This is a genomic window from Thalassococcus sp. S3 (assembly GCF_004216475.1).
Classification (GTDB): Bacteria; Pseudomonadota; Alphaproteobacteria; order Rhodobacterales; family Rhodobacteraceae.
Genome location: NZ_CP022303.1, coordinates 1,475,596 through 1,494,255, shown reverse-complemented (window position 1 = coordinate 1,494,255; position 18,660 = coordinate 1,475,596). Strand labels below are relative to the sequence as shown.

The following is an 18,660-nucleotide window of genomic DNA, read 5'->3' as shown; positions in this document are numbered from 1 at the left end:
GGGTAACGGCAGGCGCGATAAGCGGACTTACCAAGCGGAGGCGCCTTTGGACATCCACGCCATGCCCGGCCACCTGATCCGGCGGCTGAACCAGATTTCCGTGGCGCTTTTCGCCGAGCGGATGGCGGAGGCCGGGCTGACCCTGACCCCTGTGCAATTCGCGGCCCTTTCGGCGGTGGAGGCGCATCCCGGCGCGGATCAGGCCCGCGTGGCGGGACTTATTGCGTATGACCGGGCGACGCTGGGCAAGGTGATCGACCGTCTGGAAGACCGCGGCCTGATCGCTCGCAAGACAGCACCCCATGACAGGCGCGCGAAGGCGCTAGAGATCACACAGGACGGCAGGGACCTGCTGACCCAAGCCCGCCCGCTCGTTCTGGGTTTTCAGAATGACATCATCGCAGGCCTGACAAAGGCGGAGCGGGAAACGTTCGTGACCCTCCTCGACAAGGTCACAATGGCGGGTAATGACAAAAGCCGCGCCCCGCTGAAACCAATCAAGACAGGGTCCGATAAACTGTAGGGCGGGGTTCACCCCGCCGCCCGCTACCCAAGCTCATCCTCATCTTCCAAAGGTTCAATCAGGTCCGGCCCCTCTGCCCGGTTCGAGTTTACCTTCGTACCGACCCGGAAGAATTCCAGCACATGCTCTTTCCCCGGCACCATCAGCCGGGCCGCGCCCTTGCCCTGCTCCCCGAGCCAGAGCGCCCAGTCCTCGGGCTCCAGGATCAGGGGCATCCGGTGGTGTAACCCTTCGAGTTTCATGTTAGCTGCGGTCGTGACAATCGCGCAGGTCTCCTGCCGGGCCTCGTCGCGGCCCCAGCTTTGCCAGACCGCGGCGAAGGCAATCGGCGCGCCGTCGCTGCGGCGGAAATACCATGGCAAGCGGTTATCCTCGGCATCCTTGGTCCATTCGTAGAACCCTGAGGCCACGATCAGCCCGCGCCGTTGACGGCAGGCCTCCCGAAAGGCGGGCTTTTCCGCAATCGTCTCCGCGCGTGCATTGATCAAGAGCGGGCCGTCGGTGGGGCTCTTGTACCAATGGGGCAGGAAGCCCCAGCGGAGGCTCGCAATCTGCCGGCCATCAGGACCGGTCCGGATAAAATGCACCGGATTTGTCGGGCAGATGTTATAATTTGGCACGTCCGGCAGATCGTTCACCGGACGTGCATCGAAGAGCCGTGCAATCGCATCCTGCGGCAGTGTCAGGACAAAGCGTCCGCACATACTGCTACTTCTGGCTGATGCGACCGTCGGTGTAGGGCTGGTAGGCGCCTTGATCGGCCAGAAATTCCGCCGTCACATCGGCCAGATCGGGCCCGAAATCATAGGCGTTCTTGTCGTCGCCTGCGAACATCGCATAGCCGTCCCCGCCGTTGCGCACGTAGTTGTTGGTGGTCACCAGATAGGTTTTCTCGGGATCGAGCGGCACAAAGCCATCGCCCTCGGCCACCATGACCTCGACGATCCGGCCCTCGCCCGGTGCGACGCTGGGATCCCAGGTAAAGGTCATGCCCGCCACCTGCGGGAAGCGGCCCTTGACGTCTTCGACCTGGCTCACGCCATTCTCCAGCGCCTCGACCAGTCCCGCGCCAGTAATCTCAAAGGTGGACAGCGTGTTCTGGAAAGGCAGCACCGTGAGCACCTCGCCCATCGTCACCTCACCCGCGTCGATGCTCGCCCTCAGACCGCCCGCGTTGGCGATGGCAATCGTCACGCCCTGATCGGCCACGCGGGCCAGCATCGCATCGGCCACGAGGTTGCCCATCGCGCATTCCTGCACGCGGCAGACATTGCGGTCGCCCTCGATCGCCTCTGCCGTCTCTCCGATCACGCGCGCTTTCAGTTCTTCGATGGGACCGGCCAGTTCGGCCACGCGCGCCACGATATCGGCATCCGGCGTCACCGACGCATCCAGCAGGATCGTATCGCCCGTGGCCTCGGTCACCGCGCCGGCGTCATCGAATGTCAGCGTCAGATGGCCGAGATATTTCGAATAGGCATAGGCCTGCACCACCGGCACATCGCCCACCATCAGCGGATAAGGGCCCGCTGCATCCTCGTCACTGTTCGACAAAAGCGTATGGGAATGCCCTCCGACGACCGCATCGAGCCCTTCGACCGCTTCGGCAATGCGGCGATCATCGGCAAGACCCACATGGTTCAGCGCGATGATCTTGGTCACGCCTTCTGCCTCAAGCGCCGCGACATCCTCCTGCAGGGCCTCGATCTCGTCCTGAAAGACCACCGTCGGCCCCGGGCTTGATGTCTCTACCGTATCCGTGGCCAGCGCCGAGACCATGCCGATCCGCTCTCCGCCAACCTCTAGCACGACATGATTGGCGACCTTGCCCTGCAGCAGGTTCGAGCCGGAGAGATCCAGATTGCCGGAGATCACCGGAAAACTCACCTTGTCGATGAACTCCGCCAGCTTCTCCGGGCCGTCGTCGAATTCGTGGTTGCCCACGGCCATGGCGTCAAAGCCGATCTGTTCCATGAACTCGGCCTCGACCTTACCCTTATAGGTCGTATACATCAGGCTGCCCTGAAACTGATCGCCCGCATCCAGCACGATCACGTTCTCGCCTGCTGCCGTCAGCTCATCGCGCAGCGCGTTGATCTGAGTGGCCACCCGCGCCACGCCGCCAAAGCACTTCCCCTCGCCCTCATCCTCGGCACTACAGGTGCTGTCGAAGCGGTTGATCGGTTCGATCCGGCTGTGCAGATCGTTGATATGTAGGATGTGCAGCGTGTAATCGGCGGCGGCCATACCGGCCGACAAGCTCAGAGCAGCGGTAGAGAGCATCAGGGGGCTGAGGCGCATGAGAGATTCCTTGTCATTGCAGATCGTCGCATCGTGCTCTGGTTCATGTGCCCTGTCAAAGCCTGCCTTTCGCTTGACCAGGCGCGCACGGCATTGCATGAGCGGGCTATGCTGATTTTCAAGATTTTCCGCGCTGACGAATGGGCCACGCTCCAGGAGGCCGGAGAGACGGACGGCGCGCCTGTGGATTTGGCCGATGGCTATGTCCATTTTTCGACCGCAGAGCAGGCCGCCGAGACAGCAGCCAAGCATTTCGCCGGTGAAGACGGGCTGACTTTGCTGGCCTGCGAAGCCGACGCCATGGGGCCAGCGCTGAAATGGGAGCCGTCGCGCGGCGGCGCGCATTTCCCGCATCTTTATCGCAAGCTGCGGATGGAGGATGTGCTTTGGGCCAAGCCCCTGCCGCTGGCAGATGGAAAACACGCTTTTCCGGAGGAAGCGCGATGACCTTTGTCGATCCGGAGCGCGCCCAGTTCGAGGCCTTCAAGGACCTGCCCCGCGATCAGCCGATCGAGATGCTCAACCTCGTTCGACTGCGGGATGTGGCGGTCTATCCCGAGGATCACGCCTTGGCTGACAAAAGCCTGACCGGGGCACAGGCGTATGCGAGTTACAGCCACGGAAGCGGCCCGGTCTTCCAGCGCCTCGAAGGCAAGATCGTCTGGCGTGGCACCTTCCAGATCACGCTGATCGGACCGTCGGACGAAGCGTGGGATTTGATGTTCATCGCGCGCGATCCGGAGGCCAATCGCTTTTTCGCAATGGTCACCGACCCGGAGTATCAAAAAGCGGTCGTTCATCGGCAGGCCGCTGTCACAACCTCCCGACTGATCCGCTGCGCGCCGGCTGAGACCGGAGCGCTTTTTGGATGATCGAGGGGCTTGGCCTGACCGCCCTGCGCTCCTTCGACCCCGAAACGGCGCACGGGCTGGCGTTGCGGGCATTGCGAGCAGGGCTGGGACCTCGCGGTGGAGCGGTCAGCTCTGATCGTTTGCGCACGACAGTGGCAGGGATCGCGCTGCCAAACCCTGTGGGGCTCGCCGCGGGTTTCGACAAGAATGCCGAAGCGCTGAGACCGTTGGCCCGCACAGGTTTCGGGTTTCTGGAAGTGGGCGCCGCCACCCCACGCCCCCAGCCCGGCAATCCACGCCCCCGATTGTTCCGACTGAGCGAAGACAGGGCTGCGATCAACCGCTTCGGGTTCAACAACGACGGGATGAAGGCCATCGCCCCACGGCTGGCGGAGCGGCCCGAGGGCGCGGTCATCGGGCTGAACCTTGGCGCGAACAAGACAAGTGCCGACAGATCCGCGGATTTCGCAAAGGTTCTGAGCCATTGTGGCCCGCATCTGGACTTTGCCACCGTAAATGTCTCCTCCCCCAACACCGAAGCCCTTCGCGATCTACAGGGGCGGGATGCGCTGGCCGCGCTTCTCGACGGGGTGATGCGGGCCCGTGCGGATCTTGCTGCGCCAATTCCTGTTTTCCTGAAGATCGCACCCGATCTGACCAAGGATGAGATCGCGGATATCGCGGCGGTCGCGCAGGAGGCGCGGATCGACGCGATCATCGCGACCAACACCACGTTAAACCGAGCGGGTCTGCGCAGCGGGCAATGGCTGCAAAAAGGGGGCCTGTCCGGCGCGCCGCTCTTCGAACGCTCCACCCGCGTACTGGCTTATCTGTCGACGCTCACGGATATTCCGCTGATTGGCGTTGGCGGGATCGGCTCTGCCGACGATGCTTATGCCAAGATCCGCGCCGGTGCCTCGGCGGTCCAGCTTTATACCGCCTTGGTCTATGAAGGCCTGTCGCTGGTCCCGCGCCTTGCCGAAGGGATCGACCGACGCCTGAAACGGGACGGATTTGCCAGCGTGTCCGAAGCCGTCGGAACCGGACGCGACGCCTGGCTTTAGGCGCGTTCGGCCATGCGCTCCAGCGATGGGTATAGCAGGCCCAGCGTCACGCCGCGCGATATGAACGCGATCAGCAGGGCGAACCACAACCCGTGATTGGCAAGCGGGCCAATGACGATGGCGACAAGCACCCAATAGATCAGAAAGCTGACCACCATCATGTTGCGCATGTCGCGGGTGCGCGTTGCGCCCGCAAAGATCCCGTCGAGCATCCAGCCCGGTACGCCGAGGATGGCAACGGCCACGACCCAGGGCAGATAGGCACGCGCGGCCTCCTGCACCTCCGGCGCCTTGGCCATCAAGTCGATCAAGGCTGGACCGCCCAGCGCGAGGCCAAGCGCGATCAAACCGTTCAGCGTAATGCCCCAAAGACTGCTGAGCACCGATGCGCGCCTCAACGCTTGACGGTCCCGTGCCCCAACGGTCTTGCCCACAAGCGCTTCGGCAGCAAAGGCAAAGCCATCGAGCGCGCTGGCGCTGATCATCAGAAACTGCAGCAGCACCTGGTTGGCTGCCAGCGTGACATCGCCAAAGTCCGAGCCGAGAAACATGAACGAAACAATGATCGTCTCAAGCAGCAGAGAGCGGATCAGGATGTCGCGATTGACGGCAAAGATCACCTTGAGCCGCGTCTTGTCGAAAATGCGGGCCCAATCTCGCCATGCGGTCCCGGCAAAGCCCATGCGGCAGAACCAAAGACCGAGCAGCGCGCCGCTCCACTCCGCGATGAACGTGCCAAGCGCCACGCCCTCGACACCCCAGCCCAGGCCGAGGACGAACCAGAAGTCGAGCCCGGCATTCAGACCATTCATCCAAAGCTGCAGGATCAGCACCTCGCGCGTGCGTTCCTGCGCGATAAGCCAGCCGGTGATACCGTAGATTGCGATGGCGGCGGGGGCCGACCAGATGCGGATCTGCATATAGCCGGTGGCCAGCGCCTCAACCTCGGCACTGGCGGGCGCAACCAGAAAGGCGCCAGCAAAGAGCGGCACCTGAATCGCGATCAGCACCAAACCCGCAGTGAAACCGATCAGCAAAACCCGCGTCAACAAGGCGTGCAATTCCGCCCGGTCGCCCTGCCCGACCGCCTGCGCGGTCAGTCCCACGGTGCCCATGCGCAAAAAGCCGAACATCCAGTAGATGGCGCCGAGAATGATCGCGCCGATGCCGACGGCGCCGATGGGGGCTGCCTCGCCCATCTGGCCGACGACGCCGGTATCGACGGCGCCGAGGATGGGCACCGTTGCCGTTGAAATGACAATCGGTACGGCGACACGCAGAACGCGTTTGTGCGTGATGTCGGTCTGCTCAGCCATCCTGCCGGGGCGGCATCAGGAAATGTCCGGTCGCTTGGGCAAAGAGCTTGTCGCGATTGTCCTGCCAGGCCTCGACATGCACGCTGGCATAACGGCGGCCCGAGCGGTTGAGCCGCGCGCGGGCATATCCGTCGCGCGGCAGGCCGGAGCGGAGGTAGTCGACGGTGAAGTCAATGGTCTTGGGCAGGCGTGGCAGATCGCCGGCTTCAAGGCGCTCCACGTCAATGGCGCCGCTTTCGACATCCTCCCACAAGACCGACCAGCTGAGTGTCATGATCGCAGTGACTTCGAGAAAGGCCGCCGTCACGCCGCCATGCAGCGCTGGCAAAAGCGGATTGCCGATCAGTTTTTCGTCGAAAGGCAGCACGCCGGTCAGCTCATCGCCGCGCCGGTCAAACTCGATACCCAGAAACTGGATGTAAGGCACGCAATGAACCAGCGCCTTGAGCGCCGCATCGCGCCGCTGTTTGACCACCTGAACGGGTTCGGGACGGGGGCGCGCCATCTCAGCGCAGCTCCACCGTGAAGGCACCCGTGGCGGTGGCCACCGGGCGGTCGGTGTCTTCATCCGTGGCCGTGGCGCGCACGAACGCGACCGAACGGGTGATGTGATAGCAGGTCGCGCGGGTCGTGATGGCCTGTCCCGGCGTGGCTGCGCGCATATAATCGATGCGCAGGTCGATCGTCGCCGTGCCTGCAGGGGCGTCCGGATGTCTCATCACCGCGGCGCCGCAGCATGTGTCCATCACCGCCGAGACCGCGCCGCCATGGATGACACCGGTTTTAGGGTCGCCCACGAACCTGGGATCGTATCCCATCCGGATCTCGGCCGAGCCATCGCCGATATCGGTCAGCGTCATGCCCAGCGCACGCGAATGTGGGATTGCCTCAATGAATTGCCGGGCCAGTTTGGCCTTGTCCACCATGCTTTGCTCCGTCACCTGCACCGCCCCGGCGCCTTTATGAGCCTCGCATCCATCCAAGCGCAAGCCCGCCTGTTGAACTCCTCAGTTCAAAAGCCTACGCTTGGATCAAGAAGAAGAGGGTGACATGTCAGACACACGACTGTCGTTCAAAGAAATGTGCGCCGAGTTCGACGTGACCCCGCGTACACTTCGATACTACGAGTATATTGAGCTTTTGCAGCCCGATCGCGAAGGCCGTTCCCGGTTTTATGGCCCACGCGAATGCGCGCGGATGAAGCTGATCCTGCGGGGACGAAAATTCGGATTTCAACTCGAAGAGATCCGGCAGTGGCTTCTGATCTACGAAAACGAGGGCAACGAAGCCCAGATGCGCGCTTTTCTGGAGATGGCGGATCGGCAGATGCTGGAGCTTCTGGATCAACGCGCCCAGTTGCAGGAAGCCATGGACGAGCTTCAAAAGCTGCGGGATCAAACCGCCGCTGGCCTACCGAGCTAAAGAATCGCTCAGGGCGCAAGACGGCGCCTTTGCAAGTCTGACGGCCTCTATCGCTCAAATCGTTTCTATGAGGCGTGCAGCTAAGGTACGGATTTCCTTACCCTTTTAAGGCGCCGGATTCCGCGACTGGGTTATTTTCTTGCGATTTACGTAGGGTGACGTTGATTGATCTTACGTCAAGCTAAAAGTGACGTGACGTAGAGCTTACGTCAACGTCAAGCAGAGTTGTAAAACGCTGCGGAGTTCCGCACCTAACGGTCATCCCAAAAAGTTGACGAGAGTGAAGATGATGAGTTCTGACACGATGACCATTCGTGAGATGTGCGACGCCTTCGACGTCACCCCGCGCACCTTGCGATTCTACGAAAGCAAAGAATTGCTCTTCCCCATCCGGGACGGGCAGAAGCGTCTGTTCACCAAACGTGACCGGGCGCGGTTGAAGCTGATCCTGCGCGGCAAGCGCTTTGGCTTCAGCCTAGAGGAGATCCGCCAGCTTCTCGATCTCTATCACATGGGCGATCAGCAGCTCACCCAGCTGTCCCGCACCTATGAGATCGCACAGAACCGGCTGGCTGATATGGAGGCCCAGCGTGACGAGCTGACCCAGGCGATCGACGACCTGAAAGAGCAGCTCAAATGGGGCGAGAAGATGATCCACTCGCTCAACACGCCGAAACGCGCGGCCGAATAAACAAAGTCTGAGAACGACCTTAATTCCTAGGGAGATCCCAATGCCAACATATACCGCACCTACGAAGGACATGCAGTTCGTGCTGCATGACGTTCTGAATGTCACCAAATCCGACATTCCCGGCTATGACGAGCTGGAGGCCGATTTCACCGGCGCCATTCTCGAAGAAGCCGGCAAGATCAGTTCCGAAGTGCTGGCCCCCCTGAACGTGGTGGGCGACACCGAGGGCTGTACGCTGGAAAACGGCGTGGTGCGGACACCCAAGGGGTTCAAAGAGGCGTTCGAACAAGTCAAGGAAGGCGGCTGGCCGGGGCTGGATATGCCCGAACAATATGGCGGCCAGAACATGCCCTATGTCATGGGCACAGCGGTGGGCGAGATGTTCTCGGCCTCCAACCAAGCCTTCACGATGTACCAGGGCCTCACTCACGGAGCGGCTTCGGCCATCCTGGCCCACGGCACTGAACAGCAGAAAGACACCTATCTGCCCAAGATGGTCAGTTGTGACTGGACGGGAACCATGAACCTGACCGAGCCGCATTGCGGGACCGATCTGGGGATGATGCGGACCAAGGCGGAGCCTCAGGCAGATGGGAGCTACAAGATCAGCGGACAGAAGATTTTCATCTCGTCCGGCGAGCATGACATGGCGGATAACATCATCCACCTCGTGCTGGCAAAGATCACGGGCGGCCCTGAGGGGATCAAGGGCGTGTCGCTGTTCATCGTGCCGAAAATTCTTGTGAACGACGATGGCAGCCTCGGCGCACGCAACGGCGTATCCTGCGGCAAGATCGAAGAGAAGATGGGCATCCACGGCAACTCGACCTGTGTGATGAACTATGACGAGGCCACCGGCTATCTGCTGGGCGAGGAACACAAAGGCATGCGCGCCATGTTCACCATGATGAACGAAGCGCGTTTGGGCGTGGGCATGCAAGGCCTGGCCCAGGCTGATGTCGCCTATCAGAACGCGCTGGAATACGCCAAGGACCGCTTGCAGGGCCGCGACGTGACTGGTGCGAAAAACCCCGATGGCCCGGCCGATCCGCTGATCGTTCACCCCGATATCCGCCGGTCGCTGATGGACCAGAAAAGCTTTGCCGAAGGCGCACGGGCCTTCGTCCTTTGGGGCGCGACCCTGATCGACCAGGCGCACCGGTCCAAGGACAAGGATGCGGACGGCCTGATCTCGCTGCTGACCCCGGTCATCAAGGGCTTCCTGACGGATGTCGGCTATGACATGACCATCAAGGCCCAGCAGGTCTATGGCGGCCATGGCTACATCGAGGAATGGGGCATGTCGCAATATACCCGCGACGCTCGGATCGCGATGATCTACGAAGGGGCCAACGGCGTTCAGGCGCTGGATCTCGTGGGCCGCAAGCTGGCCCAGGACGGCGGCAAGCACGTCATGGCCTTCTTTGAGATGGTCAAGAGCTTCATCAAGGAAAATGCGGGCAAGGACGCGGACTATGACCGCGACTTCATCGAACCGCTCAAGCAGGCATCCAAAGACCTGCAGGCGGCGGGCATGTATTTCATGCAGAACGGCATGAAGAACCCAAACAACGCTCTGGCCGGCTCTTACGACTTCATGCACATGTTCGGCCAGGTCTGCCTGGGCCTCATGTGGGCGCGCATGGGTCTGGCTGCGAAGACGGCTCTGGACGGAGGCACGTCCGACGCGGCGTTCTACGAGACAAAGCTGGCGACGGGCCGCTACTATATGGCACGGCAATTGCCGATGACGGCCACGCATCTGGCACGGATCGAGACGGGCGCAGAAACCGTAATGGCGCTGGACGCGGCAAACTTCTAAGGGTCCGGGGCGGGGTAAACCCCGCCCTACCCTCCTTTTCTGGCATTGGGGGAGTGATGCCAAAACGCTTTCGCCTGACCCGCCGGTTCCCGGTCGCGATGACCGAGGACGGATATCGTCGCTTGAAACGCTTTGCCGATGAGGCCGGGCTGGACGAGGGCGAGGCGCTGTCGTTTCTCTTCGAGCATTTCGACAGCGTGACCGATGCCGACAATCTGGGCCATCGCCTGCGACTCTTTAACAGCGAGCTCGAAGATCGCAAACGCTGATCCGCGCCAAGGGAGGACGCCATGAAAGACATGTTTTCGGCCAGCTCGACCTGGATGACCGAAGAGCATCGCATGATCGCCGATATGACGGCGCAATTCATCGACAACGAATGGGCGCCGCATTTCGACAAATGGCGCCAACAGGGCCAGATGGACCGCGGCATCTGGCAACAGGCGGGTGAGCTGGGGCTGCTTTGCCCCTCGGTGCCCGAGGCATATGGCGGCGCCGGAGGGGACTTCGGTCACGAGGCGGCGATCCTCATCGAAGCGAGCCGCGCCAATCTGGCAAGCTGGGGCGTTGCCATCCACGGACCGATCGTGGCGCATTACATCCTCGCCTATGGCAGTGAAGAGCAGAAGAAGCGCTGGCTCCCCCGCCTGGTCTCGGGCGAACTGGTGGGCGCGCTTGCGATGACGGAACCCTCGACCGGATCGGATGTGCAATCCATCCGTACCAAGGCCGTGCGCGAGGGCAATTCCTACAAACTCTCCGGCCAAAAGACCTTCATCTCGAACGGCCAGCACGCCAACCTGATCATCGTCGCCGCCAAGACCGACCCCGGCCAGGGGGCCAAGGGCGTGTCGATGGTGGTGGTCGAAACCGACGGGGCCGAGGGCTTTCAGAGAGGCCGCAACCTCGAAAAGGTCGGCCTGCATGCTGCTGATACGTCCGAGCTTTTCTTCGACAATGTCGACATTCCGCCGGAAAACATCCTTGGCGGCGAGGAAGGGCGCGGCTTTTACCAGATGATGGAGCAGCTTCCACAGGAACGCCTTGCCATCGCCTGTGGCGCGGTAGGTGCGATGGAAGGCGCGGTGGAGCGGACAATCACCTATTGCAAGGAACGCGAGGCTTTCGGCGGGCCGCTGACCCAGTTCCAGAACACCCGGTTCAAACTGGCGGAATGCAAAACCAAAACGATGGTGGCACGCGCCTTCCTCAACGAATGCATCGAGGAGCATCTGCGCGGTGCGCTTTCGGTCGAAAAGGCCGCGATGGCCAAATACTGGCTCACCGATACGCAAGGCGAGGTTCTGGACGAATGTGTCCAACTCCATGGCGGCTACGGGTTCATGATAGAATACGGCGTGGGCGAGATGTGGGCCGACGCGCGGGTGCAGCGGATCTATGGCGGCACCAACGAGATCATGAAAGAACTGATTGCGAGATCGCTTTGAAAAGCCTGATATCAGCGCCCTTTGCCAACCGCGGGAGCCTCCGGCGGGAGTTTATCTGGCAAGATGAAGAGGGGTGGTCCACCCCGCTTCCCAAGGGCGGCGATATACCGAGGCCTGGGAAGCGGAGCTTCACCTTGCACGCCGCTCAGCTCTCCAGCCTGCGACGCAGGACAAGCATAAGCGCATTAACGTTAATGAGGGGTGAAGAGGCTACCTCTTCATCTTGCCAGATAAACTCCACGGGGGTGTGGGGGTGTGAAACCCCCACTCCGTCTTCCACAACACGCGCCACGGGAGGGGCAGCGCGCCAATGACAATCCAACTCTATTGCTTCGGTGAAAGCGGCAATTCCTACAAGGCCGCCATCGCGCTGCAACTCTCCGGCCTCGATTGGGAGCCGGTCTTTGTCGATTTTTTCAACGGCGCGGCGCGCACACCTGAATATCGTGAGATCAACGCGATGGGCGAAGCCCCCGTGCTGGTGGACGGAGATACAAAACTCAGCCAATCGGGCGTCATCCAGGACTATGTTGCCGAAAAGTCCGGCAAGTTTGGCGGCAAGGACGCCGCCGAGCGCCGCGAGGTGTTGCGCTGGGTGCTGTGGGACAACCACAAGCTCAGCTCGATGGCGGGTGTGACGCGGTTTCTGATGAACTTCCTGCCCGAGGACAAACGCCCGCAAGAGGTGATCGGCTTCAACCAGGGTCGGCTCAAGGCGGCCTATCAGGTACTTGATGCACATCTGGAAGGCCGCGACTGGATTGTGGGCGACGGTATCACGAACGCCGACCTGAGCTGCTGTGGCTATCTCTACTACCCCGAGCCCTTTGGCTTTGACCGTGCCGATTGGCCTCACATCGATGCCTGGCTCACGCGTCTTTCCGATCAGCCGGGCTGGAAGCATCCCTATGATCTGATGCCCCGCTCCGTGAAAGGGAGTGCTGCGTGAGCCATGCTCAGCCACCTCTCCCTCCTGCTTATCCATGGCTATCAGCAGGTGCTGTCGCCACGGAAGGGCTATGGCTGCGCCTACAGGCTGGCCTATGGCGGGACAGGCTGTTCTGGCTTTGCCACGCTGAGGATACGCGAAGTCGGGTTGATCGCCGCCCTGCCCGCAATCCGCGATCGGTTTCGGGCCTGCAAGGCGGCGGCAGTCGCGCTCGGCCGAGACGAAGAAGACGACAACAAGAAACACAAGACCCGCTGGTACGATTACTGCGACGCGTGCAGCTGCTGCGGCTCGGGCAATATGCCCGGCTGCGGGCGACCACGTGGCGGTGGTGACGGTTGCGATGGCACACCGGACTGCACACCTGATTGCTGCGGCCCCTAGAGACGAGACGAACACAAGGAAGGATCACAAAAGATGACCGACGCCTATATCTATGACGCTCTGCGTACCCCGCGCGGCAAGGGCCGCAAGGACGGAGCTTTGCATGAAGTCACCGCCCTGCGGCTCAGCGCGCAAACGCTGAATGCCGTCAAGGAGCGCAACAACCTCGAAGGTCATGCCGTTGAGGACGTCATCTGGGGCAATGTCACCCAGGTGATGGAGCAAGGGGGATGCCTCGCCCGCTCCGCCGTTTTGGCCTCCGATCTCGACCAACGTATTCCGGGCCTGGCGATCAACCGCTTTTGCGCCTCGGGCATGGAGGCGGTGAACCTGGCAGCCAACCAGGTGAAGGGCGGCGCGGGCGACGCCTACATCGCCGGCGGGGTCGAAATGATGGGCCGGGTGGCCATGGGCAGCGACGGCGCGGCGATTGCAGCCGATCCATCGGTCGCGCTCGACACCTATTTCGTGCCGCAAGGCATCAGCGCTGATATCATCGCCACAAAATATGGCTTCTCCCGCGATGATGCGGACGCGCTGGCCGTCGAATCCCAACGCCGCGCGAAAGAGGCGTGGGACGACAACCGCTTCTCGAAATCGGTCATCACCGTGAAAGACCAGAACGGTCTGCCGATCCTCGATCATGACGAATACATGCGTCCCGGCACCGATATGCAAAGCCTCGGCGCGCTGAATGCCTCGTTCCAGATGATGGGCGAGCAGATGCCAGGCTTCGACAAGGTCGCGATGCTGAAATACCCAGAGCTGGAGCGGATCAATCACATCCACCACGCCGGCAACTCCTCGGGCATCGTGGATGGCGCCGCCGCCGTTCTGATCGGCAACAAGGAATTCGGTGAGAAATACGGCCTGAAGCCCCGCGCGCGGATCAAGGCCACGGCCAAGATCGGGACCGAGCCCACCATTATGCTGACCGGACCCGTCCCGGTGACCGAGAAAATCCTGAAAGATCACGGCATGGAGATCGGCGATATCGACCTCTTTGAGGTGAACGAGGCCTTCGCATCGGTCGTCCTGCGGTTCCAGCAAGCTTTTGACGTCGATCCTGCAATGGTCAACGTCAACGGCGGCTCCATCGCGATGGGTCATCCGCTGGGTGCGACCGGGGCGATCATCATCGGCACGCTGCTTGATGAGATGGAGCGGACCGACAAGGAAACCGGTCTCGCAACGCTCTGTATCGCATCGGGGATGGGGGCGGCGACGATCATCGAGCGCGTCTAAGCCATGTCAGGGTTTCACGCAGAACCTGACGCTCTGCTTCTTTATCAGGATGCGCTGGACACACTGGCCCGCGCGATCCTGGAAGGGGATATGCAGACCGTCAGCGCATGCGTGAAATTGCCCTGCCTGCGCCAAACGTTGAGCGCCCGGACGATCATCGAAACCGAAGAGGACCTCCTCGACGGCTGTCGGGCCTTTTCACAATCGCTGAAGGGGCAAGGCGTCAACCAGTTGATCTGCCTTGCCTCGGATGCCGAATTCCTGAGACCCGACTTCATCCTCGGCCACCACGTCACCCACACCCTTCGGAATGCCACGCGGATCATTCCAAGCTACACCAGCCGGATCGTTCTTCAGATGCACGAAGAGACATGGAAATTTGCCGAAGTGCACAGCGCCGTCTCCAGTCCCGGCTGGCCGTTGCTGACGGGTCATGTTCCGCAGGACGGAGGCAAATTGCTGCCGTTCCAGCAGATCGAGGGGGATATCCGCCGCTCACAAGCTGAGCCGATGACCCTTTATCAGGGCTTTATCGACGCACTGACCCAAGCCAGCCTCGACAATGATTTCGAAGCCTACTGTGCCCTCTGCCGTTTTCCCTATACCGCCCATGGCGAGGTACATGACAAGGTGCTGAAGAGCCCCGCTGACATCCGCCCCTTCTTTGATATGTTGCTGGGTCTGATCCGCGACTACGAGATCGACAGCTTCGTCCGCGAGGCTGCACAGGCTGAGTTTCTCAGCGGCAACCTCATCTGCGGATATCACACAACAACCATGAGCAGCCGGGGTGAGGTGATCGTCGGCCCGGTGCGCAGCCGCATGATCCTCGAACGCGAGGGGACCACGTGGCGCATGACATCGGCCACCAACGCCGTGGCCAACACCGAATTCCCATACACGTCACCAGAGCCGTCCGAGACGCTGGTGACCCTCAGACAAATCCAGGAAAGGACCCGGACATGACCGATTTCACCATGAACAAAGGCGACGATGGCGTCGCCATCATCACCTGGGACGTGCCCGGAAAGTCGATGAACGTGATGTCCATCGACGGGCTGGGTCAGCTGAATGACCTGATCGACGACGCTTTGGCCGATGAGGCCGTGAAGGGCATCGTCATCACCTCCGGCAAGGACGGCTCTTTCGCGGGCGGCATGGACCTGAACCTGCTGGCCAAGATGAAAGAGGATGCGGGCGACAAACCGGCCAAGGGTCTCTTTGAAGGCACGATGCAGATGCACGCCCTCCTGCGCAAGATCGAGCGTGCGGGCATGGACGCCAAGACCAACAAGGGCGGCAAGCCGATCGCTGCGGCCCTGCCCGGCACTGCCGCCGGCATAGGGCTGGAGCTGCCGCTGGCCACACACCGCATTTTTGTCGCCGACAACCCTAAGGCCCGCATCGGCCTGCCGGAAATCATGGTCGGCATCTTCCCCGGTGCTGGCGGTACCACCCGCCTCGTGCGCAAGCTGGGCGCCGTGGGTGCGGCACCGTTCCTTCTGGAAGGCAAGATGGTGGAACCCGCTAAGGCCAAATCCGGAGGTCTGGTGGACGAGGTCGTCGCCGACCCTGTCGCTGCCGCGAAAGAGTGGGTGCTGAACGCCACCGATGCGGATCTGGTCAAGCCGTGGGATGCCAAGGGCTACAAGATGCCGGGCGGCGCGCCCTACCATCCCGCGGGCTTCATGAATTTCGTGGGCGCCAACGCGATGGTGAACGGCAAGACCCAGGGCGCTTTCCCCGCTGCCAAGGCGCTGCTGAGTGCCGTCTATGAAGGCGCGCTCGTGCCTTTCGACACCGCTCTGAAGATCGAGGCGCGCTGGTTTACCAACGTGCTGATGAACCCCTCCTCCGGCGCAATGATCCGGTCGCTCTTCCTCAACAAAGAAGCTCTGGAGAAAGGCGCTGTGCGACCCGAGGGCGTACCGGATCAACGGGTCAAGAAACTGGGCGTTCTGGGCGCCGGCATGATGGGCGCGGGCATCGCGCTCGTCTCCGCCCAGGCAGGCATGGAGGTTGTCCTGATCGACCGTGACCAGGAAGCGGCCGACAAGGGCAAAGCCTACACCGAAGCCTATCTCGACAAGGGGATCGCCCGCAAAAAGGTCACGCCCGAAAAGAAAGAGGCGATGCTTGGCCTGATCACCGCAACGCCGGATCTGGAGCACCTGAAAGGCTGCGATCTGATCATCGAAGCCGTCTTCGAAGATCCCGGCGTGAAGGCCGAGATGACCAAGAAGGTCGAGGCGATCATTCCCGAAGATTGCATTTTTGCCTCCAACACCTCGACCCTGCCGATCAGCGATCTGGCCAAGGCATCGAGCCGGCCTGAGCAATTCATCGGCATCCACTTCTTCTCGCCCGTCGAAAAGATGCTGCTGGTGGAAATCATCAAGGGCAAGGAAACCGGCGACCGGGCGGTGGCCAAATCGCTCGATTACGTGCGCCAGATCCGTAAGACGCCGATCGTGGTCAACGACGCACGCTTCTTCTACGCCAACCGTTGCATCATTCCTTACGGCAACGAAGCCACGCGGATGATCACCGAAGGCGTGGCTCCGGCCCTCATCGACCATGCAGCACAGCAGCTTGGCTTCCCCGTGGGACCGGTGCAACTGGGCGACGAGACGTCGATTGATCTGGCGACCAAGATCATGCGCGCCACGAAAGCCGCCATGGGCAATGCCTACCCTGCTTCCGAAGCCGACGATCTGATCGTCTGGATGGAGGAGCAGGGCCGTCTGGGCCGCAAGGCCAAGGCCGGCTATTTCGATTATGACGAGAAGGGCAAGCGCATTGGCTATTGGAAGGGCATCCACGACAAGTACCCGCTGGCGGACGAACAGCCCGACCTGATCGAGGTGCAGGAACGCCTGATGTTCGCACAGGTTCTCGAAGCGGTGCGCGCGCTGGAGGAAGGCGTGCTGGAAGACATCCGCGAAGGCGACGTCGGCGCGATCCTGGGTTGGGGTTTTGCCCCGTGGTCGGGTGGCCCGTTCAGCTGGCTCGACATCATCGGCGCACCCTATGCGGCCAAGCGGTGCGATGAGCTGACCGAGAAATTCGGCGAACGTTTCACCTGCCCGCCGCTGCTCCGGGAGATGGCCGAGAAAGGCCAGACCTTCTATGGCAGGTTCGGCCCGGCCGAAGCCGTTGCTGCGGAGTAAGGAATGGATCAGGGGCGCTTCGGCGCCCCTTTTCTTTTCAGGTCAGCTGCGGCGTGCCCTGGGCCGTCATATCCTCGATCAGCATCGTTGCTGCGGGCATGTCGAGCACCGTATAGAACATGTCGAGCGCTTGGAAATCGTCGCGCACGATACAGCGCGGGCGGGGGCAATAGGCCAAGAGCCCGCCTTCGGCATAGATGACCTCGTCCGTGTCAAAAGACAACACGATGATCTCGCACGGGTCGGACGGCACCATGGGGGCGATGCCGTGATAGCCATTCAAAGCCCGCGCCGGTACGATGGCGAACGGATCTCCCAGCACGTCCACAACAGCATCGCTTTCGATCATCACGCCCTGATCGGGCATCAGTTGCATATCGACCCGGTTGCCCAGCGCCCCGCGCGGCACATGCATGGGCCAAAGCGCGCGTGCAACGCGGTCGGGAACATCCCAGAGGACGTCCCGCTGAATGTCGGTGACCACCTGCATTCCATTGTCGAAGGTCAGAACCTTGTCGCCCAGCGCAAGCGTTTCGACATTCGTCCACCCCAGGTTCGACGCCACGCGCGTGCCCGTCATAAACCCGGTCGGCGCCGCCATGTATCCGCCGTCCTGAGCGCCCCCAGGCTCGGCCAGGCGCCTGTTTACAGCTCTTTTCGTCTTCCAGCCAAACATCTCACACCCTGCGGTTCACGAATTCTTAAAATTGGTTAACGACACCAGATGGTCGGGAAATGTCCCTGATAAGGCAGAACTCAAAAACATTGTGGCATTTTCAGGGCATCGCATCTGCCCTGTTCAGCCAAGATATCCCTGGTCGAAGTCATAGCCAAACCGGTCGATATCTTCGGCGCACGCATCCTGCACCGCGGCACGGGCTGTATCGGTATAGTAGAGCCTGTAGTCCGAATCCCGGTCTGAGCTGTTGGCCTTTGGAAGAACAAGATCAAATCCAAGGTGATCGACCACCGGCTGCACGTCGCTTTCGAAATGCTCCAGCCGGATGTAGGCCGCACATTGCTCTACCCCATCGGCCCGACGCATATAGGCCGATGCGGGCGCATCGCGGAAACTAGCCTGGATCACCGGATGCGTGACGAAGGCCGGAAAGTCCCGGCTCTTGGCAAGCGTCACCGCCGCATGATCGAAGGTCTGGGTCTGCAGCCAGTGATAATAGCTGACCGCCCTGTCCCAGGGATTGCGAACCAGTGTAAACGCGCAAAGGCCCGCAAGATCCTGCAGCGACACAAGACCGTCGATATCGGCGAGCGTGGAATGCTTCCACAACCGCCCCCGCGCCTGCACCGCTTTCAAGCGATTGCGCCGCTTCTTGGCCTTGGGCGTATCGCCCAGCATCATGTCATCTTTCATCGCCCGTGCCTCTAACGCCAGCGCAAGAGCGGTTCCTCCGGTCTTGGGTATATGGACAAAAACATAGCCGCGACCGCGTGAGATAATCATACCCGAAAGGCT

21 protein-coding genes are annotated in these 18,660 nt (G+C 61.5%); 14 read left to right on the top strand and 7 right to left on the bottom strand.

Features of this window, described 5'->3' with window-relative positions; genetic code table 11:
• Window positions 1-61 precede the first annotated feature (61 nt).
• Window positions 62-523, top strand: coding sequence for a MarR family winged helix-turn-helix transcriptional regulator (locus CFI11_RS07500; protein ID WP_130404594.1), 462 nt, complete (start codon window positions 62-64; stop codon window positions 521-523).
• Between the two features lie 23 nt (window positions 524-546).
• Here CFI11_RS07500 and CFI11_RS07495 read toward each other — a convergent pair whose 3' ends face one another.
• Window positions 547-1,227 (bottom strand): SOS response-associated peptidase, encoded by a 681-nt coding sequence (locus tag CFI11_RS07495; RefSeq protein WP_130404592.1) that lies wholly within the window; start codon window positions 1,225-1,227, stop codon window positions 547-549.
• Between the two features lie 4 nt (window positions 1,228-1,231).
• Window positions 1,232-2,824 carry a bifunctional UDP-sugar hydrolase/5'-nucleotidase gene (locus CFI11_RS07490; RefSeq protein WP_130404590.1) on the bottom strand — a complete coding sequence of 531 codons (1,593 nt, stop codon included), beginning with the start codon at window positions 2,822-2,824 and terminating at the stop codon, window positions 1,232-1,234.
• A gap of 108 nt (window positions 2,825-2,932) precedes the next feature.
• Here CFI11_RS07490 and CFI11_RS07485 point away from each other — a divergent pair, with 108 nt between their 5' ends.
• From CFI11_RS07485 to CFI11_RS07475, 3 genes are read left to right on the top strand one after another with little or no spacing between them, the layout of a single operon-like run.
• Complete coding sequence (locus tag CFI11_RS07485) at window positions 2,933-3,271, top strand: DUF952 domain-containing protein (protein ID WP_130404588.1); 339 nt, start codon at window positions 2,933-2,935, stop codon at window positions 3,269-3,271.
• Window positions 3,268-3,696, top strand: coding sequence for a DUF1330 domain-containing protein (locus CFI11_RS07480; protein ID WP_130404586.1), 429 nt, complete (start codon window positions 3,268-3,270; stop codon window positions 3,694-3,696). Before CFI11_RS07485 ends, CFI11_RS07480 begins: the two co-directional genes overlap by 4 nt.
• The gene (locus tag CFI11_RS07475) at window positions 3,693-4,739 is read left to right on the top strand and encodes a quinone-dependent dihydroorotate dehydrogenase (RefSeq protein ID WP_130404584.1); all 1,047 of its coding nucleotides are present in this window, start codon (window positions 3,693-3,695) and stop codon (window positions 4,737-4,739) included. Before CFI11_RS07480 ends, CFI11_RS07475 begins: the two co-directional genes overlap by 4 nt.
• Here the strand turns inward: CFI11_RS07475 and CFI11_RS07470 are convergent.
• Genes CFI11_RS07470 through CFI11_RS07460 form a run of 3 tightly spaced genes read right to left on the bottom strand, consistent with a single transcriptional unit; the run spans window position 4,736 to window position 6,981 of the window.
• Window positions 4,736-6,055, bottom strand: coding sequence for an MATE family efflux transporter (locus tag CFI11_RS07470; protein WP_130404582.1), 1,320 nt, complete (start codon window positions 6,053-6,055; stop codon window positions 4,736-4,738). The two genes, CFI11_RS07475 and CFI11_RS07470, sit on opposite strands and share 4 nt — an antisense overlap.
• The gene (locus CFI11_RS07465; protein WP_130404580.1) at window positions 6,048-6,560 is read right to left on the bottom strand and encodes a PaaI family thioesterase; all 513 of its coding nucleotides are present in this window, start codon (window positions 6,558-6,560) and stop codon (window positions 6,048-6,050) included. Before CFI11_RS07465 ends, CFI11_RS07470 begins: the two co-directional genes overlap by 8 nt.
• Before the next feature lies 1 nt (window position 6,561).
• The gene (locus tag CFI11_RS07460) at window positions 6,562-6,981 is read right to left on the bottom strand and encodes a PaaI family thioesterase (RefSeq protein WP_130409954.1); all 420 of its coding nucleotides are present in this window, start codon (window positions 6,979-6,981) and stop codon (window positions 6,562-6,564) included.
• A gap of 124 nt (window positions 6,982-7,105) precedes the next feature.
• Between CFI11_RS07460 and CFI11_RS07455 the strand changes: the two genes are divergently transcribed.
• The 10 genes from CFI11_RS07455 (at window position 7,106) to CFI11_RS07410 (ending at window position 17,186) form a co-directional block, all read left to right on the top strand.
• Complete coding sequence (locus CFI11_RS07455; protein ID WP_130404578.1) at window positions 7,106-7,477, top strand: MerR family DNA-binding transcriptional regulator; 372 nt, start codon at window positions 7,106-7,108, stop codon at window positions 7,475-7,477.
• A 289-nt stretch (window positions 7,478-7,766) separates the two neighbouring features.
• The gene (locus tag CFI11_RS07450) at window positions 7,767-8,168 is read left to right on the top strand and encodes a MerR family DNA-binding transcriptional regulator (protein ID WP_130404576.1); all 402 of its coding nucleotides are present in this window, start codon (window positions 7,767-7,769) and stop codon (window positions 8,166-8,168) included.
• Between the two features lie 40 nt (window positions 8,169-8,208).
• Window positions 8,209-9,990, top strand: a complete 1,782-nt coding sequence (locus tag CFI11_RS07445) for an acyl-CoA dehydrogenase C-terminal domain-containing protein (RefSeq protein WP_130404574.1) — start codon at window positions 8,209-8,211, stop codon at window positions 9,988-9,990.
• 56 nt (window positions 9,991-10,046) lie between these two features.
• Window positions 10,047-10,259 carry a hypothetical protein gene (locus CFI11_RS07440; RefSeq protein ID WP_130404572.1) on the top strand — a complete coding sequence of 71 codons (213 nt, stop codon included), beginning with the start codon at window positions 10,047-10,049 and terminating at the stop codon, window positions 10,257-10,259.
• A 30-nt stretch (window positions 10,260-10,289) separates the two neighbouring features.
• Window positions 10,290-11,438 carry an acyl-CoA dehydrogenase family protein gene (locus tag CFI11_RS07435; RefSeq protein ID WP_130409953.1) on the top strand — a complete coding sequence of 383 codons (1,149 nt, stop codon included), beginning with the start codon at window positions 10,290-10,292 and terminating at the stop codon, window positions 11,436-11,438.
• Between the two features lie 310 nt (window positions 11,439-11,748).
• A complete protein-coding gene (locus tag CFI11_RS07430) occupies window positions 11,749-12,387 on the top strand; it encodes a glutathione S-transferase family protein (protein ID WP_130404570.1) in 639 nt (212 codons plus the stop codon).
• Between the two features lie 3 nt (window positions 12,388-12,390).
• Window positions 12,391-12,771, top strand: coding sequence for a membrane protein insertion efficiency factor YidD (yidD, locus tag CFI11_RS07425; protein ID WP_130404568.1), 381 nt, complete (start codon window positions 12,391-12,393; stop codon window positions 12,769-12,771).
• A 33-nt stretch (window positions 12,772-12,804) separates the two neighbouring features.
• Window positions 12,805-14,016, top strand: a complete 1,212-nt coding sequence (locus CFI11_RS07420; protein WP_130404566.1) for an acetyl-CoA C-acetyltransferase — start codon at window positions 12,805-12,807, stop codon at window positions 14,014-14,016.
• A 3-nt stretch (window positions 14,017-14,019) separates the two neighbouring features.
• Window positions 14,020-14,982 (top strand): hypothetical protein, encoded by a 963-nt coding sequence (locus CFI11_RS07415; protein ID WP_130404564.1) that lies wholly within the window; start codon window positions 14,020-14,022, stop codon window positions 14,980-14,982.
• Window positions 14,979-17,186, top strand: coding sequence for a 3-hydroxyacyl-CoA dehydrogenase NAD-binding domain-containing protein (locus tag CFI11_RS07410; protein ID WP_130404562.1), 2,208 nt, complete (start codon window positions 14,979-14,981; stop codon window positions 17,184-17,186). The genes CFI11_RS07415 and CFI11_RS07410 overlap by 4 nt, the downstream gene beginning before the upstream one ends.
• A 37-nt stretch (window positions 17,187-17,223) precedes the next feature.
• Here the strand turns inward: CFI11_RS07410 and CFI11_RS07405 are convergent, their stop codons facing one another.
• Entirely contained in the window at window positions 17,224-17,787 is a 564-nt protein-coding gene (locus CFI11_RS07405; RefSeq protein WP_165390211.1) for a Hint domain-containing protein, read from the bottom strand.
• A 198-nt stretch (window positions 17,788-17,985) separates the two neighbouring features.
• Window positions 17,986-18,648 (bottom strand): sulfotransferase family 2 domain-containing protein, encoded by a 663-nt coding sequence (locus tag CFI11_RS07400; RefSeq protein WP_130404558.1) that lies wholly within the window; start codon window positions 18,646-18,648, stop codon window positions 17,986-17,988.
• Between the last annotated feature and the right edge of the window lie 12 nt (window positions 18,649-18,660).

Bases quoted from the DNA above. Each gene is read 5' to 3' on its own strand.
- CFI11_RS07500 (WP_130404594.1), top strand. From the start codon at position 62: ATGCCCGGCCACCTGATCCGGCGGCTGAACCAGATTTCCGTGGCGCTT.
- CFI11_RS07495 (WP_130404592.1), bottom strand. From the start codon at position 1,227: ATGTGCGGACGCTTTGTCCTGACACTGCCGCAGGATGCGATTGCACGG.
- CFI11_RS07490 (WP_130404590.1), bottom strand. From the start codon at position 2,824: ATGCGCCTCAGCCCCCTGATGCTCTCTACCGCTGCTCTGAGCTTGTCG.
- CFI11_RS07485 (WP_130404588.1), top strand. From the start codon at position 2,933: ATGCTGATTTTCAAGATTTTCCGCGCTGACGAATGGGCCACGCTCCAG.
- CFI11_RS07480 (WP_130404586.1), top strand. From the start codon at position 3,268: ATGACCTTTGTCGATCCGGAGCGCGCCCAGTTCGAGGCCTTCAAGGAC.
- CFI11_RS07475 (WP_130404584.1), top strand. From the start codon at position 3,693: ATGATCGAGGGGCTTGGCCTGACCGCCCTGCGCTCCTTCGACCCCGAA.
- CFI11_RS07470 (WP_130404582.1), bottom strand. From the start codon at position 6,055: ATGGCTGAGCAGACCGACATCACGCACAAACGCGTTCTGCGTGTCGCC.
- CFI11_RS07465 (WP_130404580.1), bottom strand. From the start codon at position 6,560: ATGGCGCGCCCCCGTCCCGAACCCGTTCAGGTGGTCAAACAGCGGCGC.
- CFI11_RS07460 (WP_130409954.1), bottom strand. From the start codon at position 6,981: ATGGTGGACAAGGCCAAACTGGCCCGGCAATTCATTGAGGCAATCCCA.
- CFI11_RS07455 (WP_130404578.1), top strand. From the start codon at position 7,106: ATGTCAGACACACGACTGTCGTTCAAAGAAATGTGCGCCGAGTTCGAC.
- CFI11_RS07450 (WP_130404576.1), top strand. From the start codon at position 7,767: ATGAGTTCTGACACGATGACCATTCGTGAGATGTGCGACGCCTTCGAC.
- CFI11_RS07445 (WP_130404574.1), top strand. From the start codon at position 8,209: ATGCCAACATATACCGCACCTACGAAGGACATGCAGTTCGTGCTGCAT.
- CFI11_RS07440 (WP_130404572.1), top strand. From the start codon at position 10,047: ATGCCAAAACGCTTTCGCCTGACCCGCCGGTTCCCGGTCGCGATGACC.
- CFI11_RS07435 (WP_130409953.1), top strand. From the start codon at position 10,290: ATGTTTTCGGCCAGCTCGACCTGGATGACCGAAGAGCATCGCATGATC.
- CFI11_RS07430 (WP_130404570.1), top strand. From the start codon at position 11,749: ATGACAATCCAACTCTATTGCTTCGGTGAAAGCGGCAATTCCTACAAG.
- yidD (WP_130404568.1), top strand. From the start codon at position 12,391: ATGCTCAGCCACCTCTCCCTCCTGCTTATCCATGGCTATCAGCAGGTG.
- CFI11_RS07420 (WP_130404566.1), top strand. From the start codon at position 12,805: ATGACCGACGCCTATATCTATGACGCTCTGCGTACCCCGCGCGGCAAG.
- CFI11_RS07415 (WP_130404564.1), top strand. From the start codon at position 14,020: ATGTCAGGGTTTCACGCAGAACCTGACGCTCTGCTTCTTTATCAGGAT.
- CFI11_RS07410 (WP_130404562.1), top strand. From the start codon at position 14,979: ATGACCGATTTCACCATGAACAAAGGCGACGATGGCGTCGCCATCATC.
- CFI11_RS07405 (WP_165390211.1), bottom strand. From the start codon at position 17,787: ATGGCGGCGCCGACCGGGTTTATGACGGGCACGCGCGTGGCGTCGAAC.
- CFI11_RS07400 (WP_130404558.1), bottom strand. From the start codon at position 18,648: ATGATTATCTCACGCGGTCGCGGCTATGTTTTTGTCCATATACCCAAG.